The 17,658-nt window shown below is 29.9% G+C and carries 13 protein-coding genes and 1 riboswitch; of the genes, 11 read left to right on the top strand and 2 right to left on the bottom strand.

The annotated features are described in order from the left end of the window. Nucleotides 1–630: 630 nt before the first annotated feature. The 4 genes from CLTEP_RS05610 (at nt 631) to CLTEP_RS05595 (ending at nt 6,829) form a co-directional block, all read left to right on the top strand. Complete coding sequence (locus CLTEP_RS05610; RefSeq protein WP_084364673.1) at nt 631–1,914, top strand: WG repeat-containing protein; 1,284 nt, start codon at nt 631–633, stop codon at nt 1,912–1,914. 525 nt (nt 1,915–2,439) lie between these two features. After that, nucleotides 2,440–3,651, top strand: a complete 1,212-nt coding sequence (locus CLTEP_RS05605; protein WP_066823867.1) for a WG repeat-containing protein — start codon at nt 2,440–2,442, stop codon at nt 3,649–3,651. A gap of 817 nt (nt 3,652–4,468) precedes the next feature. Continuing rightward, nucleotides 4,469–5,647, top strand: a complete 1,179-nt coding sequence (locus CLTEP_RS05600) for a DegT/DnrJ/EryC1/StrS family aminotransferase (RefSeq protein WP_066823865.1) — start codon at nt 4,469–4,471, stop codon at nt 5,645–5,647. A 195-nt stretch (nt 5,648–5,842) separates the two neighbouring features. Next, on the top strand, nt 5,843–6,829 hold the full coding sequence (locus CLTEP_RS05595) for a lysylphosphatidylglycerol synthase domain-containing protein (protein ID WP_066823855.1): 987 nt from the start codon (nt 5,843–5,845) through the stop codon (nt 6,827–6,829). A gap of 113 nt (nt 6,830–6,942) precedes the next feature. Here the strand turns inward: CLTEP_RS05595 and CLTEP_RS05590 are convergent, their stop codons facing one another. Next, entirely contained in the window at nt 6,943–8,373 is a 1,431-nt protein-coding gene (locus tag CLTEP_RS05590; protein WP_066823853.1) for a spore germination protein, read from the bottom strand. Between the two features lie 62 nt (nt 8,374–8,435). After that, nucleotides 8,436–10,331 (bottom strand): type I glutamate--ammonia ligase, encoded by a 1,896-nt coding sequence (locus CLTEP_RS05585; RefSeq protein ID WP_066823852.1) that lies wholly within the window; start codon nt 10,329–10,331, stop codon nt 8,436–8,438. Nucleotides 10,332–10,580: 249 nt separating this feature from the next. Between CLTEP_RS05585 and CLTEP_RS05580 the strand changes: the two genes are divergently transcribed. The 7 genes from CLTEP_RS05580 to CLTEP_RS05550 all read left to right on the top strand — a co-directional run bounded on the left by CLTEP_RS05580 (nt 10,581) and on the right by CLTEP_RS05550 (nt 17,410). Beyond that, entirely contained in the window at nt 10,581–11,120 is a 540-nt protein-coding gene (locus tag CLTEP_RS05580) for a helix-turn-helix domain-containing protein (RefSeq protein WP_066823850.1), read from the top strand. A gap of 25 nt (nt 11,121–11,145) precedes the next feature. Then, nucleotides 11,146–12,597, top strand: a complete 1,452-nt coding sequence (locus CLTEP_RS05575) for an aminotransferase class I/II-fold pyridoxal phosphate-dependent enzyme (protein WP_066823845.1) — start codon at nt 11,146–11,148, stop codon at nt 12,595–12,597. A gap of 272 nt (nt 12,598–12,869) precedes the next feature. Continuing rightward, nucleotides 12,870–13,283 (top strand): adenosylmethionine decarboxylase, encoded by a 414-nt coding sequence (speD, locus tag CLTEP_RS05570; protein WP_201786595.1) that lies wholly within the window; start codon nt 12,870–12,872, stop codon nt 13,281–13,283. A gap of 28 nt (nt 13,284–13,311) precedes the next feature. After that, the gene (speE, locus tag CLTEP_RS05565) at nt 13,312–14,166 is read left to right on the top strand and encodes a polyamine aminopropyltransferase (RefSeq protein WP_066823838.1); all 855 of its coding nucleotides are present in this window, start codon (nt 13,312–13,314) and stop codon (nt 14,164–14,166) included. After that, nucleotides 14,153–15,001, top strand: a complete 849-nt coding sequence (gene speB / locus CLTEP_RS05560) for an agmatinase (protein ID WP_066823835.1) — start codon at nt 14,153–14,155, stop codon at nt 14,999–15,001. Before speE ends, speB begins: the two co-directional genes overlap by 14 nt. Before the next feature lie 211 nt (nt 15,002–15,212). Next, nucleotides 15,213–16,010, top strand: a complete 798-nt coding sequence (locus CLTEP_RS05555) for a hypothetical protein (RefSeq protein WP_066823831.1) — start codon at nt 15,213–15,215, stop codon at nt 16,008–16,010. A 55-nt stretch (nt 16,011–16,065) separates the two neighbouring features. Further along, nucleotides 16,066–16,238, top strand: a riboswitch (cobalamin riboswitch). A 149-nt stretch (nt 16,239–16,387) separates the two neighbouring features. Then, entirely contained in the window at nt 16,388–17,410 is a 1,023-nt protein-coding gene (locus tag CLTEP_RS05550) for an ABC transporter substrate-binding protein (protein WP_066823828.1), read from the top strand. The last annotated feature ends 248 nt before the right edge of the window (nt 17,411–17,658 follow it).

Below are 17,658 nucleotides of genomic sequence, written 5' to 3'. Positions count from 1 at the left end.
GGAAATTAATCATTAAAATTTCTTGGGGTAGGGGGAGGTGTAACTATTTTTAAGGCCTATCGGTTTGCAGGCTTCCCAGTTATTTAAGTAAATGTAAAAAAAATAAATTTTAGTAAAAACAAATTTTTAACTGGAATTTTGATGCGAAATCTCTGCATTTAATATGAAACTCTGGTAAGTCTAATGAAATTTTGATATAATTATATTGCATTTGCTTTCTCCTTTGTTGGGGTATTATTGCTGTTCTCACTACAATAATAGCAAATGCATTTTTTATTTGTAAAGTTTTTCTACACAAGAAATATTAAATAGCCAACTTATTTTTTCAAATTTAGAATATTTGCAAAATATAAAATACTTAAAACTATTAGCACTTGAATTATTTCCTTTTTACAAGTAAAATGAAACCATAGAAAGTGCCAAAAAATACATTATTTTACAATAATATTGTTGTGTGGAGAAGTCTTAGGTTTATATACAAAAAAACACAATTCTTGGACATACTATTATGAGAGCGGTAGCCTGGAACTCTTCTTTTGGTATTTTTAGGATGTTGAAATGACTATCGTATTAGTGTGTTTAAAAAAGTAAAGTTGTGCGTATATGATATGAAAATGAGGTGGATAAATAATGGTTAAGAATTTAAACAAGATATTTTTAATGGTGATAATGATTATAATTGTTGCATTATTTGGAGGATGTAAAAAAGCAAGTAATATATCATATTCTAGCAATATAACTTCTCCTAAAACGAATAATAATAAATCAGAAAAGACTTTATTTATTATATCTAAAGATACGAAAGATGGTATTAAAAAATACGGGTATATTGATAAAAAAGGCAATATAGTTATTGAGCCTAAATTCTGTGGAGTGGGTAACTTTAAAGAGGATTTAGCAACATTTGCTGTTGAAGATAAAAATTCTATTAAATATGGATTTATAAATCGAAAAGCAAAAGAAGTTATTAAACCACAGTTTAGTATTGCAGAAGATTTTAAAGAAGGCGTAGCTAAAGTTGGAAATATAAATGAGAATATTAAATTTTATTATGGTTATGTGAATAGAAAAGGGAACCTAATAACAGAAGTTAAATATGTTGATGCAGGTAATTTTTCAGAGGGATTAGCATTTGTAGCTGTTGAAGAAGACGGCAAAAAAAAGTATGGGTATATAAATAAAGAAGGAAAGATGGTTATCAAACCACAATTTTATAAAGCACAAGATTTTTCAGAGGGATTAGCATCTGTTGCAATCAAAGAAGGAGGTATTAAAAGATACGGATATATAAATAAAAAAGGTGATATAGTAATAGATTTTAAATATATAGATGCAGAAAAGTTTTCAGAGGGGTTAGCTGCTATAGCTGTCGATGAAGATAGTGAAAAAAAATATGGGTTTATAGATAAAAAAGGTAATGTTGTTATTAAACCTAAGTTTCATAATGTCAGTAATTTTTCAGAGGGATTAGCCGTTTTTGAAAATGAAGCTTATAAAGAAGGATATATAAACAAGAATGGAAATATAGTCATAGATGCTAAATTTGACTTTGCAAAGGATTTTTCAAATGGTATAGCTGTTATAGGGAAAAATAAAAAAGATGGGGGACTAAATTTTGGTTATATAGATAATAATGGTAATATATTAGTAGAACCAAAATATTATTTTGCAGGTGATTTTTCAGATGGTTTAGCGGTAGTAGGTATAAGAAATGATGAAACCCTATTTAAGCAATATGGTTATATAAATAATAGGGGCGAAATAGTAATTAATCTTCAATTTGATCATGCCGATGATTTTAAAGATGGATTGGCGTATGTTAGAATCAATGGTAATACTCAAGGTTATATAGATATTAATGGAAACTACATATGGAAAGATTATTATTTTTTAAAAGGCAAATATGTAAGATAATTCAAAGCTTCTTTAGAGAGTAAGGAGTTATAATACTAATCATTTAGTACGATAACTCCTTTTTTATTATTTATAGAAATAGCTCGTAAAACCTCCGTTGCTTGTCTCAGTGGATGAATCAATCCAGTATTTACAAGCTATTCTATGTAGCTTGTAAATACCAATTATGCAAGATTAGGTTACTGGCACAAATATTACAACGGTAGTATGAGAGTTCTTCGACAACTGTATATATAAGGTTGTGCTGAGCAATTCCTTCAGCATGTAAAATATACAAGGGAAATAAAAGTAAAAAATGGAAAAAACCCAATAGGAAATGAAACGTCCTATTATATTATGAAGGCGGTAGCCTGGAACTCTTCTTTTTGGTATTTTTAGGATGTTAATAATAGGGACTGTATGGTATAATGTCATTATTAATACTCTATTGGTAATGTTTTGTGTGGATGTAGAATTGAATGGGGAATATATTTTCGAAAGAGATAAAATTGATATACGCTTATTTAACAGGAGGAAATAGTAGAAATGTCAATTAATAAAAAAATAATAACATTAATTCTAATATTTGTTCTATTATGTATAGTAGGATTAAGAGTTGTAATAATTTCAAGTAAAAACAGTAAAAATATTAAACCGATTGAAGATGGCGAATTATATATAATAAGCAAGGGTGGAAATGGTACATATACAGATGGGTTAGTTCGATATGGTTTTATGAATAAGAATGGACAGGTGGTTATAGAACCTAAATATAAAAGAGTTTCTAGCTTTATTAATGGGGTAGCTTATGTAAAAGATAATAATGATAATGGATATCTAATTGATAAAAATGAGAATAAAATAAGTAGGGTAGAAGGGCGGTATGTAGAGGTTTATGATGGATTATGGTTGATGCGTATAGATAATAAATGGGGCTATATAGATAAAACAGGGAAATGGGTTATCGAACCTAAGTATGGATTTACTTATGGATTTAGAGAAGGATTAGCTGCAGTAAGAGAAAACGGGAAATGGGGGTTTGTGGACAAGAATGGCAAATGGATTATAAAACCTACTTTCCAGAAGATACAATCATTTTCAGAAGGATTAGCTGCAGTATGGGTAAATGCAAAATGTGGTTTTATAAATAAAAGTGGAAAGTGGATTATTAGGCCTACTTTTGAAGATGCAGAAAAATTTTCACAGGGCTTAGCTGCAGTAAAGTTAAAAGGAAAATGGGGTTATGTGGATAAAAGTGGTAAATGGGTTATAAAACCTTCTTTTCAAAAGGCAAGCATATTTAAAGAAGGATATTCGATAGTAGGAGAATATGATTCAAATAATAATTTAAAAGAAGGAATCATAGATAAAAAAGGACATTTTATTATTGGAACTAAGTATGATGAGATATATTTTGATGGATTTGATAAAAGTGGCTTTATTTTTAGGCAAAAAAAGTTATATGGGGTAGTTAGTCTTACCGGAGAAGTAACAATAGAACCTAAATATACTTTATTTATTTGGCACAGTAATCACAAAATTTTTATGGACAGGGATACGATTTACTTTTTAGATGAAAGCTTAAATATAAAGCATAAATATAAATTAGGCAAAGTATTTCCTTTGAATTATGATAATAAACTTATAAGTATAATGACAAAAAGTGGAATATGGTATTTTAGTAAAGATGGAAAATTAATAAAAAAAATGGATGCTGATTTTAGTAAGGGATTTGAAAAAATAGATGGAATAAATTAAAAATTTTGATCTAATAATTTCTAGAGCTAGTGAATATGATTTTTTCTTGAAATATTTATTTTTAAAAATGGTTTTCAAAATTTTTGTAGAATTAAACATATAGACTAATAGTATTCTAAAGAGATATAGTTATATGTTACAATTAAGCAAAAATGATAAAAGTAAAGTATTAGAAGCTATAAAAACAGGTAATATTGATGCTGTTTTTATTCAATAGAAGGAGGGACATCAAATGAAAAAATATAAATTAATACTTCCCATTGTATTCTCATTTTTTATAATTTAGTCCGTAAAACCACTGTGCCTTGTGCCTGTGGATGTAAGGACTTTAAATAATAACCATTCGATATGGTTATTATTTAAGAAAACTGTTATAATATAAGTGTCACCCTAACACCTGTATGCAGGTAGCTAATTTGCCCTTTGAAAAATAAGGGATAGCCTTTGCTATTATGGATGTTGGCATACCAACGTTTGACATACATTATGCAAGATTAGGTCACTGGCACAAATACTAAATCGTTGGTATTATAGTTCTTTGATAACTGTATATGTAAGGTTGCATAGAGTAATCCTTCTATGCGTAAAATATACAAGGTATCGCAACCTAATGTATTCCCAAGTTAGCTTACGTTATGAGGGATAAGGGCAAGTGTTCTCGCCCATAGAAATAAGGCTATCTAACTTTTGTTAGAGGAAACTTAAACAGCAAACTTTCTATAAAGAAGCTTCGTACCCTTGTGGTCGAAGTAGTTCACAAAATAATATTGTTAATATAATATTATTTATAAGTCGAGTATGAAAGGAAGTATATATAATGACAGGAAAAAAGATACCTTTTTCTCCACCAGATATAACAGATTTGGAGAAAAAAATGGTAATGGATGTATTAGAATCAGGATGGATTACAACAGGACCTAAGACATCAGAATTTGAAAAAAAAATGGGTGAATACTTAAATGTCAACAATGTTGTTGCTCTTTCAAGTGCTACTGCTGGTATGGAATTGATTTTAAAAGTTTTTAATATATCGCATGGAGATGAGATTATTACAACACCATATACATATACAGCTACATCAAATATAATACTTCATAGAGGAATTAAGCCTAAATTTGTGGATGTTGACAAAGATAGTTTCTTGATTGATTTAGAAAAACTTAGTGAAGCTATTACTCCAAAAACGAAGGCAGTAATAACAGTTGACTTTGCTGGTGTTCCTGTGGATTATGATGCTGTAAGAAAAATTTTGAAGGATAAGAAAAGAGAAGACATAATATTTATGTCGGATTCAGCACATGCTTTTGGAGCCAAGTATAAAGGAGAAAGAGTTGGAAGTCAAGCTGATTTTCATATTTTTTCATTTCATGCTGTAAAAAATTTAACGACTGCAGAAGGAGGAGCAATTACATTTAATAATAATAATTTCTTAGGTAAAGAAGAGCTCAAAAAAGAGCTTAAAATAACTTCTCTCCATGGACAGTCGAAGGATGCATTATCTAAAATGAAAGCAGGAGCATGGAAATATGATGTTATAACAGATGGATTTAAATGCAACATGACAGATATAAATGCAGCAATTGGATTAGCTCAACTTGAAAGATATGATGACATTCTTGAAAAACGCAAATTAATATTTAACATATATAATGAAGCTTTAAAAAATAAAGAATGGGCTACTATTCCATTTGATAAAAATGAGAATAATGAAACATCATATCATCTCTATCCACTTAGAATAAATGGATTTGGTGAAAGCGAAAGAGATTTAGTTATACAAAGGCTTGCTGAAATAGGAATAGCAACCAATGTTCATTTTACACCTCTTCCAATGTTTACATTGTATAAAAATATAGGATATTCAATAAATGATTATCCAAATGCATATAATCAATACAAGAATGAGATTTCACTCCCATTGTATTCAAAACTTGATTTGAATGATGCAAAGTATATTGTAGAAGAAGTTATAAAGTGTGTAGAAAAAATGATTTAGATAATATAAAAATACAATATGTTAATATTGTGGAAACTAAAACTTACTCCAATATAGTAGGTTTTAGTTTTTTGTTAAAAAATGAAATATATATGTTATAATGGTTTATATCTGACATAATAAAATGTTATAAATTAATTAAAATGTATATCGATGACATATATCAAACAATGAAAATGTTTGGAGGTAATGAGATTGATTTTTAAGGTATTTACTAGCATAAGGCATTTTTGTGGCACACATAAAAAACAGATTATAAAAATGGTTATGCCTATTTTTATAATAGTTTTAATATTAACAATAGGAATTCATCAGTTAAAGAGCATTAACATAAATGAAGCTTTTGAAATATTGCATAATATGAGTATATCGAACATAGTGTTTTTATTTTTAGGTGGTATAGTTGCAGTTAGTACAATGTCATTGTATGACTTTGCAGTTGTGAGGGAGTATAAACAAGAAATTTCAATGTTTAAAATTTTCAATGTTGGTTGGGTAGCAAATACATTTAATAATGCTGTTGGGCTAGGTGGAATAGCAGGAGCTACACTAAGAACTATGATGTATAAAGATGAAAATATTGATTCCAAAAAGCTAGCTTATTTTAATTTGCTAATAATTCCTGCATGCATAACAGGATTATCTGTTATGACATTATTGGATATAGTACATGTTTTTGATGTTGAGCCAATACTGAATCGCTATCGTTGGCTTACAATTGGGCTTGTGATATTTTCATTATATATGCCTGTATATTTTTTTATTAATAAGGTTACATTTTTAAAGAATAAAATATTTTCAAAAGTTAACAACATAAATTCATCGCCTCGATTAAAGTTTGATCTTTTTTTTGCATCTATTATAGAATGGTTTACAGCTGGTAGTTTTTTTTACTTTATAAGTACTTTAATTGCAGGTCACATTAGAATTGAACAGATATTAGGGATTTTTAGTGTTGCAGCAACAGCAGGCATATTGAGTCTTATTCCATCAGGGTTGGGTTCATTTGATTTCATTGCGATATTAGGATTAGAACTTATGGGAATCAAATCAGAACAGGCATTGGCTATTTTGCTGATATATAGAGTTTTTTATTATATTATACCTCTTTTTTTAGGAACAATATTAATGGTTTTACAGAAAATCAGAGAGGGTTTTACTTGGAATTTCAAAAGAAAATGAAAGGTATAGAAATATGAAAATCAAAAGGGTTAATTCACTTGTAAATGATTAAAAGAAAGGCTATTTGTTCGTGAATAGGTGAATAGCCTTTCTTTTTTAGATTATTGTTTTAATCATTGCTTAGTTGATTTTCTTTTAGACATTTCAGGTATAGGTCTTCTTAAAAATACATTTAAAAATGCTGATTTGTCAAAAGGAATAAGAGGCCATAAATATGAGTGTTTGCCAAATGTTTTAGTTGTACATACAATTATTGAGATTATGATAATACCTGTTACAAACCCTATATTTTTGAATAAACCTGTTAATACAAGAAGGAATAATCTGAACATTCTAATTGCCATACCGAATTCTATGCATGGTGAAGCAAATGTTCCTATTCCAGCTATTGCCATATATAAAATTGTTTCAGGAACAAACCAACCTACTTGAACAGCTAAGTTACCAAGCAACAGCCCTCCTATGATGCCCATTGGTGTAGTTAATGCATTAGGAGTGTGTATCGAAGCAAGTCTTAAAAAATCAATGCCAAATTCTAATATTATAAACTGAAGTAATAGTGGTATTGAACTTGACTTTTTAGGCCCTATAAACTGTAAAAAAGAAGGTAATTTATCTACATTGTATACTAAAAAAAGCCATAAAGGTGTCATTATGAAAGCTAAAAACATTGCTATAAAACGAATCCATTTCAAATATGTGCCCACCATAGGATATTGATAGTAATCTTCTGCATGCTGCGTAAAATGAAATATTGTAACAGGCAAGAGCATTACACTTGGTGATGTATCTACAATAAGTGCAATATGACCTTCATAAAGGTGAGCAGCTACAACATCAGGACGTTCTGTAAATCTAATTTGAGGTAGAGGATTATACCACTTTTTATCAATTAATAGTTCTGCTAATGTTTTTTCTGCCATAACCAAAGCATTCACATTTATATTGTTTAGTTTATCTTTTATTTGTTTTAATAGCTCATGGTCAACTACGTTATCTATATAACCAATAGCTACATCACTTCTTGATTGTGTACCAACATTTGTGATTTCAAAAATCAAATTTGGATCTCTAACTCTCCTTCTTATTAAGGCTGTATTAAAAATAATTGTTTCTACAAGCCCATCTCTAGGACCCCTTGTTACTTTTTCAAGGTCTGGTTCCTGGGGTCCTCTGACAGGATATTCTCTAACATCTAAAATTATTCCTTTATCCTGAGTATCAACAAATAGTGCAACAGCACCTGAAAGAAGAGGTGTTTCCATATCTTCAAAATTGTTGAATGTTGTTATTTCTATATAAGCAATTTCTTTTTGAATTAGTTTTTTAATATCTTCAGAATTTAGTTTGTTTATACTAAGATTTTGAAGCCTCTCAATAATAAAAAGCAAAATCTGATCTTTAACAAATCCATCAATAAATAGTAAATATGCACTTATATTTCCAATATTAAAATCTCTTCCTACTATGTCAAAGCTTTTTCCTATAGGAAGCCTTTTGCTTAAAGTTTGCTTATTATAGGCTAGTTTAGTGGATAATTGCATTACAATATCACCTCAAGCATATTGTAACCACAATGATAATCAAATATCCCATATAAAAAATATTAAAGCAAAAGATTCTTGACATATATATCATAAAGATGTCTAAGTTCGTTCATTTTGTTATCCAATTCTATTTGAAGTATTGAAGTAAGTTCATAATCTCTTGAGTCGATTGCTTCATTAATTCTGGTAAATAGGCTTTTATTTGAATAAGTATCCTTCATTATATAGTGCCTTAGAGTATCTATTTTTTGCCAGTTTATTGCATCTAAATCAATTGCTTTTTCAGGATTATGAAGCATTTTACATTTTCTGATTTCATCTCTATAGTCATTTATAATTCTATTTGAAATCTCGGTAATCCATCTAGTTAGTATTGCTAATTTATAGCTATTTAATATATTTTCATTAAATATATCTTCTTGTTTTAAAACATTTAATTTGTCATGCAAAGTGTCAAGTGATTTTAAATTTTCAAAAACTGTTTGAGGAGCTTTTCCGAATAGTTTTGTGCGTTCTTCATCTGTAAAATCTTCAAAAATATCTTTTTCACTTCTGTATGCTCTATTTTTTTCTAAATAATCAGCATTTTCACCATAATTTTTTGACAGTTCAGTTAGCAAGTCATTTTCAGATTTGTTACTTGAAATAGCATAATTAATACCATCTATCATGCACATGTACATGGAAGCAAGTACCAAATAGGTATTTGTATGAGGATTAGGAGATCTTAATTCAAATCTTGAAGCTAGAGTATTTTCCATATCTCTTATAAGTCCAATGAGTACAGTTCTATTCCTAGAAGGAACTTCTGGCGAATAACCTATTGAGGTAACTGTACAAACTGGTGCTTCAAATCCAGGCTTAAGTCTTCTTAAGGAGTCATTTGTTGCAGAAATGAATGGATTTATTATTTCATAATTTTTAAGTATTCCCATTAATGCACCATATCCTATAATGCTCATATATTGGTCTTTAGGTGCAGTGAATAAATTAACTATTTTACCATTTTTGAGTTTTGCAGCAACTCCTATATGAGTATGTTCGCCGCTTCCAGCTACATTATTAATGGGTTTTGCAAGGAAAGTTACATCCAATCCATTTCTTCTAAATGTTTCTTTTACTATGTTTCTTACAAATAGTTCATTATCAGCAGCTTGAATAGCGTTTGAATATTTCCAATCGATTTCAAGTTGTTCCATTATGTGTGTAAGCATTCCTGATTTATCCAATTGAGCTTTAACACCGCCAACTTCTTTATGACCCATTTCAGGTTCAAGTCCATAGTTTTCTAGGAGTATCAATGACTGTTCAAGTGCAGTTCTAACAGAGCCTTTTGTTCTTGTCCAGTACTGTTCTTTCAAGACCTGAGATGTAGATAGTTGTTCTACATGAGCTTCATCGTTAGGTGTTTTAACCCAAAATTCAAGTTCTGTTGCTGAAGTTAGAGAGATATCTTCTATATCATCATAGTTTATGTTAAAAGCTTTGAGTGAATGAGGATGAGTTTTAAACAAATGTAGTAATTTGGATTTGAAATATTTTATTGAATTTTTAAGTATTGACCTAGAATCTACGGCATTGTTGTTATGATATAAAAAACAAGGTATTTTGAGCGTGCCTATGGGATTATTTGTTTTAGGGTCAATATTTTCATAATTATAGTCAATAAACCAATTACAATCTACATCAGGTACCATATCCAATTTTGCATCATTTAGTGTAGCTATGCCAGGGAGAACGACTGATGAACCATCTGTTTGGACTGCACCTTTAAGGAAAGCATATATATCGTCTAAAAATATTTTTATAGGTATTTTTTCATCGGTGTCATTTCCAGACAAATCAACACCAACTAGAGAAACAAATTTTATTTCACTATGACGTTCTAAAATAGACCTTATATCCTTTTCAGAATGTTTTTCTTTTGGAATAACGTATACTAAATCTTTAATCAAAGCAGTTACCTCCATTTCATAATAATTTTAAATTCTATTACAACAATAATAAAATGTCAATAATTTTTTGAAAAATGAAATATATTACAAAATAAAATTTCATTAAAATAAAGTGTAAAAAAATATTGATTTAATAAAACAAAAGAAGTATAATAAATCAAGTTAGAGTTTAGTTTTTATAAACATATAGTTTTATAATTATAAACAATTGTTATTAATGGCTAATTACATTATAATAGAGGTGATTTTTTGAAAATCGGTACAAAGATAAGGCAACTTAGAGTTCAAAACGGATTAACTCAAGAAGAATTAGCTAATAGATGTGAGCTTACTAAAGGTTTTATATCGCAGGTTGAAAGGGATTTAACATCCCCATCAATAGCTACATTAGTTGATATTTTAGAAAGCCTTGGAACAAATTTGAGAGATTTTTTTAATGAACAGGTTGAAGAAAAAATAGTGTTTTCCAAAGATGATATTTTTGTTAATGAAGATAGTGAAAATAAATACATTGTGAATTGGATTATACCTAATGCTCAAAAAAATGCAATGGAGCCAATTCTTTTAGAATTAGATAGAGAAGGTCAGTATAAAGAAATTCAACCTCATGAAGGAGAAGTGTTTGGGTATGTAATATCTGGAAGTGTATTCATACATATTGGGAGTAGAAAATATAGAGCTAAAAAAGGAGATAGCTTTTATTATAAAGCTAATTTTGTGCATACTATTTCTAATTCAGGAAAGAGTAAAGCAAAAGTTTTATGGGTAATTACTCCACCAAATTTTTAGTATTAAATAAAAGAGGTGAGTGGAATTGAGTGGAAATCAAAATATAGCTCCATTATTTGAGGCTTTAAAAAAATATGATAGTAAAAATGTTGTACCATTTGATGTTCCGGGCCATAAACATGGTAAAGGATTGCCTGAATTCACGGAGTTTGTTGGTGAGCGATTGATGAGAATTGACGTGAATTCAATGAAACCACTTGATAATATTAGTAACCCTATTAGTGTAATTAAAGAGGCTGAAGAGCTAATGGCAGAGGCATATTTTGCTGATTGTGCATTCTTTTTGGTTAACGGGACAACTTCTGGAGTTCAAGCTATGATAATGAGTGTATGTAAGCCGGGTGAAAAAATTATAATACCTAGAAATGCTCATAAATCTGCGACTAATGGATTAATACTGAGCGGAGCTATACCAGTCTATATACAACCAGAAACTGATTACGAATTAGGTATAGCAAATGGTGTTACTGCTAAAAATGTTGAAGAAGCTATAATTAATAATCCTGATGCAAAAGCAGTGTTTTTAGTAAATCCAACTTACTATGGTGCTGTTTCAGAAATTGAAAATATAATAGATATAGCTCATAAAAATGGAATGAGCGTATTGGTTGATGAGGCACATGGTGCTCATTTGAAATTTCACGAAGAATTTCCTAAGGATGCTATGGAATTAGGAGCAGATATGGCAGCAGTAAGTTTACACAAAACTGGAGGTTCACTAACGCAGAGTTCAGTACTTTTATTAAATGAAGGTATGATTGATAAAAATACTGTTAAAACTATATTAAACTTGACACAAACAACAAGTGCTTCATATATTTTAATGACCAGTCTTGATGTAGCTAGAAAAAGATTGGCAGTTGAGGGAAATAGGATATTTGAAGATATATTGCGTATAACAAGAAATGCTCGAAATCAAATAAATAATATTGAGGGTTTGTATGCTTTCGGAAAAGAAATGATTGGAAAGTTAGGTGTATATGATTTTGATGAAACAAAATTAGGAGTAAATGTTACAGGCTTAGGGATAACGGGTTTTGAGGCATATGATATTTTGAGAGATAAATATAATATACAAGTAGAGCTTGGAGATGCGTACAATATTCTTGCAATTGTAAGTGTGGGAGATACAGAAGAATCATTGAATAGTTTGGTAATGGCATTGAAAGACATGAGTATAAAATATAAAGGAAATAAAAAGAAATTTGAAAAGGTTATATTGGAGAATCCAGAAGTAATAGTATCTCCGAGAGATGCATTTTATGCTAGAAAAAGAATAATTAGACTTGAAGAAGCTGAAGGTGAAATTAGTGGAGAATCTGTAATGGCGTATCCACCAGGGATTCCAATAGTTGCTCCTGGTGAGAGGATTACTAAGAGAATGATAGAATATATTAAATTTTTAAAGAAGCAACATAGTATGCTTACAGATACAGCAGATCCTGATGTCGAATATATTAAGGTTCTAGGAAGCTAGGGTGAAAAGTTTTAATTTTTCACTTATAAGAAATTGAAATCTTACAAAATTGATAAAATTAATACATTTTTTATTGACAAGAATATAAAAATATTATATTAATTATATGTAAACTTTAAGTTTAAGTTTACTAAACATTTTTAAGTTATATTTATTAGGTTCTTAAACTTGGATTTTTGTTTTAAAAGCATATGTGGTTGAGAGCTTTCAAAAATAACTTATGGAAAGAAATTTTAAATATAAATATATTAAAGGAGAAATGTGAGATGAATATTGAGCAATTAGGCAGACATATTTTAGTTGAATTTTATAATTGTGATAAGGATATATTAAACAATCATGATTTAATAGAAAAATATATGAATGAAGCAGCTAAAAGAGCCAATGCTACTATTGTTCAGAGTTGTTTTCATATGTTTAATCCATGGGGAGTAAGTGGAGCAGTAATTATTCAAGAATCGCATTTAACAATTCATACATGGCCAGAATATGGATATGCAGCAGTTGATTTGTTTACTTGTGGAAATAGTGTTGATCCGTGGAAAGCATTTGATTTTCTAGATGATGTTTTAAAAGCTGAAAAAAGTGAAACAACTGAAGTTGCAAGAGGAATCGTTGATAAAATCAAGCATTTTTCAAATGGACAATATAGCGAAGTAAAGTTTAAACCTGATATGGATAAATAGAGCAAAATACACATATAGGAGTGATAATATGGAACTATGGTATACTGAGAATCATACTGATAATGTTAAATTTTCTATTAAAGTTAAAGAACACATTTATTCTAAGAAGAGTCCTTTCCAGCAGATAGATATTTTTGAGACTTACGAATTTGGAAAGCTGCTTACAATAGATGGGCTTGTTATGGTAACTGAAAAAGATGAATTTGTTTATCACGAAATGATATCACATGTGCCAATGGCTGTAAATCCTAATATTCAAAATGTATTAGTAATTGGTGGTGGGGATGGTGGTTCTGTAAGAGAACTTACAAGATATAAAAATATAAAAAAGATAGATATGGTTGAGATAGATGAGGTTGTTGTTAGATCATGTGAGCAATATATTCCTCAAACAGCATGTAAATTGAATGATGAGAGAGTTTCGCTTTATTTTGAAGATGGTATAAAATTTGTTGAAGATAAAGAAAATGAATATGACCTTATAATCGTTGATTCTACAGATCCTGTTGGTCCTGGAGAAGGATTGTTTACAATTGAATTTTATAGAAATTGCTACAGAGCATTAACTAAGAATGGTATTTTGATAAATCAACATGAGAGTCCTTACTATGAACGTGATTCAAAAGAAATGAAAAGAGCTCATAGAAAGATTAAGAATGTATTTGAAGTTTCAAAGGTATATCAGTTTCATATTCCAACTTATCCATCAGGACATTGGTTATTTGGATTTGCTTCGAAAGGAATTGATCCTATTAAAGGCTTAGATGCTAACAAATGGAATGCATTAGGACTTAAAACAAAATATTACAATACCGATATTCATGTGGGTTCATTTGCATTACCGACATTTGTTAAGGAGATGCTAGAAGATGAAACTGTGTAAGAATGTTTTTACATTTATAGGATTTGACAATGAATACGAAGAATCAGATATAGTTGTATTTGGAAGTCCTTTTGATGGAACAACTTCATTTAGGCCGGGAACTAGATTTGCACCAAGCATAATGAGAAATGAATCATATGGTCTTGAAACATATAGTCCATATCTGGATAGAGATTTAGAAGAAGTAAAAGTATTTGATGCAGGTGATTTAGAATTTCCATTTGGAAATACTGAAAAAGTTCTTAATATGATAGAGAAATTCACTAAAGATATTATAAAAGATGATAAAATACCTGTTATGATTGGAGGAGAGCACTTAGTTACTCTTCCAGCAGTTAGAGCTGTTTACGATAAATACAAAGAATTGTATGTTATACATTTTGATGCTCATACGGATTTGAGAGAAGATTATTTAGGTGAAAAACTATCTCATGCATCTGTTATAAGAAGAGTTTGGGATTTTGTTGGAGATAAGAGAATATATCAATTTGGTATTAGATCCGGAGAAAAGTACGAGTTTGATTGGGCTAATGAACACACTATATTAAATAAATTTAATTGTAATGGTATAGAAGAAGCTATTAAGGAGATAGGTGATAAGCCTGTATACGTCACAATTGACTTAGATATATTGGATCCTTCTATATTTCCAGGAACTGGTACTATTGAACCAGGTGGTATTTCATTTAATGATATGATGGAAGCAATAAGAAAGATAAAAGTATTAAATATAGTTGGTGCAGATGTGGTGGAATTATCACCTCATTATGATGCAAGTGGTACATCTACTGCTGTTGCATGCAAAGTTTTAAGAGAGTTAGTGTTAGCAATTTAATATATTTACTAGTTTTATAATGCTCCCACTTAATATAGGTGGGAGTTTTAGCTTTTTGCTTTATCAAAGATATTTCACATTTAAGAGTTTAAAACAGCATGGGTTTTGTTTTAGGCTCTTTTTCCTTACGATTGTGTAATATTTAAGTAATGAAAATGTAAGAATTGTATGGTAAAATTTATATTATGGGTCATAATCAAGGGGGTATGTTATGCTAGGTGATGTAAATGAATCGTGGAGAAAGAAAAGGGATAGACTTATATTCAAAATGTTAATGATTATGGTTGGTGTAATTGTGCTTATTACACTGATATTTTTCTTTAAGGATACTATACTTATGAGTTTGGGTGTTTACAATATTGATCCAAGATGGGGACTTGGTAAGCATGAAACAGCACATTCGAGTTGTAATAGGAATTATGATTGGTATATAGATAAAGGCAATACAGGTATATATTCCAAAACCAATAGTGGACCAGCATGTGCTGTAATGGCAGCGAAATGGGCAAATAAGAATTTTGATGCTAAATATGATAATGATAAATATTGGGGTAAGAATGCGGTTATTGATGCTAGAAAAGATTGCAAAGATCTAGGAGAATTGTGGACACATGAAGATGTTGAAAATTATTTAGCTAAATATAAAATTGACTATGATGTTTGTGAGAATGTTGATGAAGAAATTATCAAAAAGAATATTGATAATGGGAATATTTTGATATTTTGCATGGATTCAAGATATCTTGAGAATGCACCTAAAAAGGAAAAATTCTTTCAGAAAAGAATAGGTAAGTTTTATTTTGGGAGGAGTAGATACTTTATAATAGTAAAAGGATATAGAATAGTAGATGACAATCTTTTCTTTGAAACTTATGATCCTACTAGCAATTATGCTAAATATTATAAAGGTGATTTTAAGGGCAAAGATAGGTATTATAGAAGCAGTAATTTTTTATATGCAGTAAACAAAAAATGGAAAGGATTTATTTTGGTTAAGAACAAAAACTGACATTTTAAAATCTGTTGACAATATATGAATTTGATGTATAATGACAGTGTAGTACAATTGGATATTTTTGATAGGTTCAAGTGATTGATTAAAAGGGAAGCGAGGTGAAAGTCCTACACGGTCCCGCCACTGTGAGAGTGTAGTCGGCATGTATACCACTGGGAAACTGGGAAGGTTTGTCGATGTATATGCTTTAGTCAGGAGACCTGCCTATCGATGGTACCAGTAACTCTACGAGTGATGGAGGGTATTTAAGCTGAGTGAAATCTTTATTCTGCTTCTCTGACCATTTGTAGGTTATGAGGAGTTTATTTATTTCTCAGGAGAACCTTGCATCATTATATATTTTTTTAAATATATTTTGAGGAGGAGTTGGCATGAAAAGAATAGGAAAGATTTTAATTCCATTGTTGTTTTTGGCATTCATATTTGCTGGATGTACTTCAAATTCAACAAAGGTAGAAGGTACAAAAGCAAATGATACAAAAACGACTACTATAGAGAGCAAAAAAGATAGTTCAAAAGAGAATAAGAAGGTTTCTGTATATCCTTTAACTGTAAAGGATAGTCTTGGTACAGAGATTACTATAAAATCAAAACCAGAAAAGATAGTTTCATTAACGCTTGGAAGTGATGAGATTTTATTATCGTTAGTTGATGATAAAAATATTGCAGCTCTTTCTGGAAAGATTGCTGAGGATGAAGGAATATCTAATGTTGCTGATAAAGCTAAAAACTTTGACAAAGCTGAAGGAAATATTGAAAAGGTTATTTCATTAAATCCTGATTTGGTATTTACAGCAAATTGGATGAAAAAAGAACAGATTCAACAGATGAGAGATGCTGGAATTAATGTGTATTGTGTTGGTTCAGTAAGTACAATAGAGCAGCAAGAAGATGTTATAAAGAAAATTGCTAAAATAGTTGATGAAGAGCAAAAAGGAAAAGAATTAGTAGATGAAATGAATAAAAAATTAGATTATGTTGCAAGTAAGCTTAAAGGTTTAAAAGATAAAGATAAGGTAAGAGTGTTATTCTACAATTCTTTTGGCTCAACAAATGCAGAGGGTACTACTTTTGATGATATAGCTAAAAAAGCAGGATGTATAAATGTTGCTTCTGAAGCTGGCTTAAAGTTATGGCCACAGGTTTCTAAGGAAAAGATAATAGAAATGAATCCTGATGTAATCATTGTACCTGCTTGGTCATATGATAAGAGTAAAAATCCTAAAGATTTTGCAGATTCAGTATTGAATGATAAGAGTTTAAAAGAGGTCAAAGCGGTTAAAAATAAGAGGGTGTATATGTTGCCAGATAAGCATATGAATTGCGTTTCTCAATACATAACTTTAGGTGTTGAGGATTTAGCTAAGGCTGTTTATCCAGACTTATTTAAATAAGGCATTTTCAAAAAATAACTAGTCAGTATGCTAGTCTATTTTGCGAACTACTTCATCGTTGGAACCCGTTGATAGAACCTACTATCAGCGGAACCCAACTCTTTGTATTTCACAAAATATACGTCGCATCTTTGACTTGTTATTTTCTTTCAAATGCCTAATGTAATCAATTTTAAGCGAAGCGTGGCTTCGCTTTTTTAAAATTCATAGAAATTGTGTTAAAGAAATTAGCATTGTTTATATCGGGG

It is taken from the genome of Clostridium tepidiprofundi DSM 19306 (assembly GCF_001594005.1).
Lineage (GTDB): Bacteria > Bacillota > Clostridia > Clostridiales > Clostridiaceae > Clostridium_AC > Clostridium_AC tepidiprofundi.
The sequence above is the reverse complement of the archived record's forward strand: the minus strand, read 5'-3'. Positions and strand labels throughout refer to the sequence as shown.

Bases quoted from the DNA above. Each gene is read 5' to 3' on its own strand.
- CLTEP_RS05555 (WP_066823831.1), top strand. From the start codon at position 15,213: ATGCTAGGTGATGTAAATGAATCGTGGAGAAAGAAAAGGGATAGACTT.
- CLTEP_RS05550 (WP_066823828.1), top strand. From the start codon at position 16,388: ATGAAAAGAATAGGAAAGATTTTAATTCCATTGTTGTTTTTGGCATTC.
- CLTEP_RS05605 (WP_066823867.1), top strand. From the start codon at position 2,440: ATGTCAATTAATAAAAAAATAATAACATTAATTCTAATATTTGTTCTA.
- speE (WP_066823838.1), top strand. From the start codon at position 13,312: ATGGAACTATGGTATACTGAGAATCATACTGATAATGTTAAATTTTCT.
- CLTEP_RS05590 (WP_066823853.1), bottom strand. From the start codon at position 8,373: ATGCAATTATCCACTAAACTAGCCTATAATAAGCAAACTTTAAGCAAA.
- CLTEP_RS05600 (WP_066823865.1), top strand. From the start codon at position 4,469: ATGACAGGAAAAAAGATACCTTTTTCTCCACCAGATATAACAGATTTG.
- CLTEP_RS05610 (WP_084364673.1), top strand. From the start codon at position 631: ATGGTTAAGAATTTAAACAAGATATTTTTAATGGTGATAATGATTATA.
- speB (WP_066823835.1), top strand. From the start codon at position 14,153: ATGAAACTGTGTAAGAATGTTTTTACATTTATAGGATTTGACAATGAA.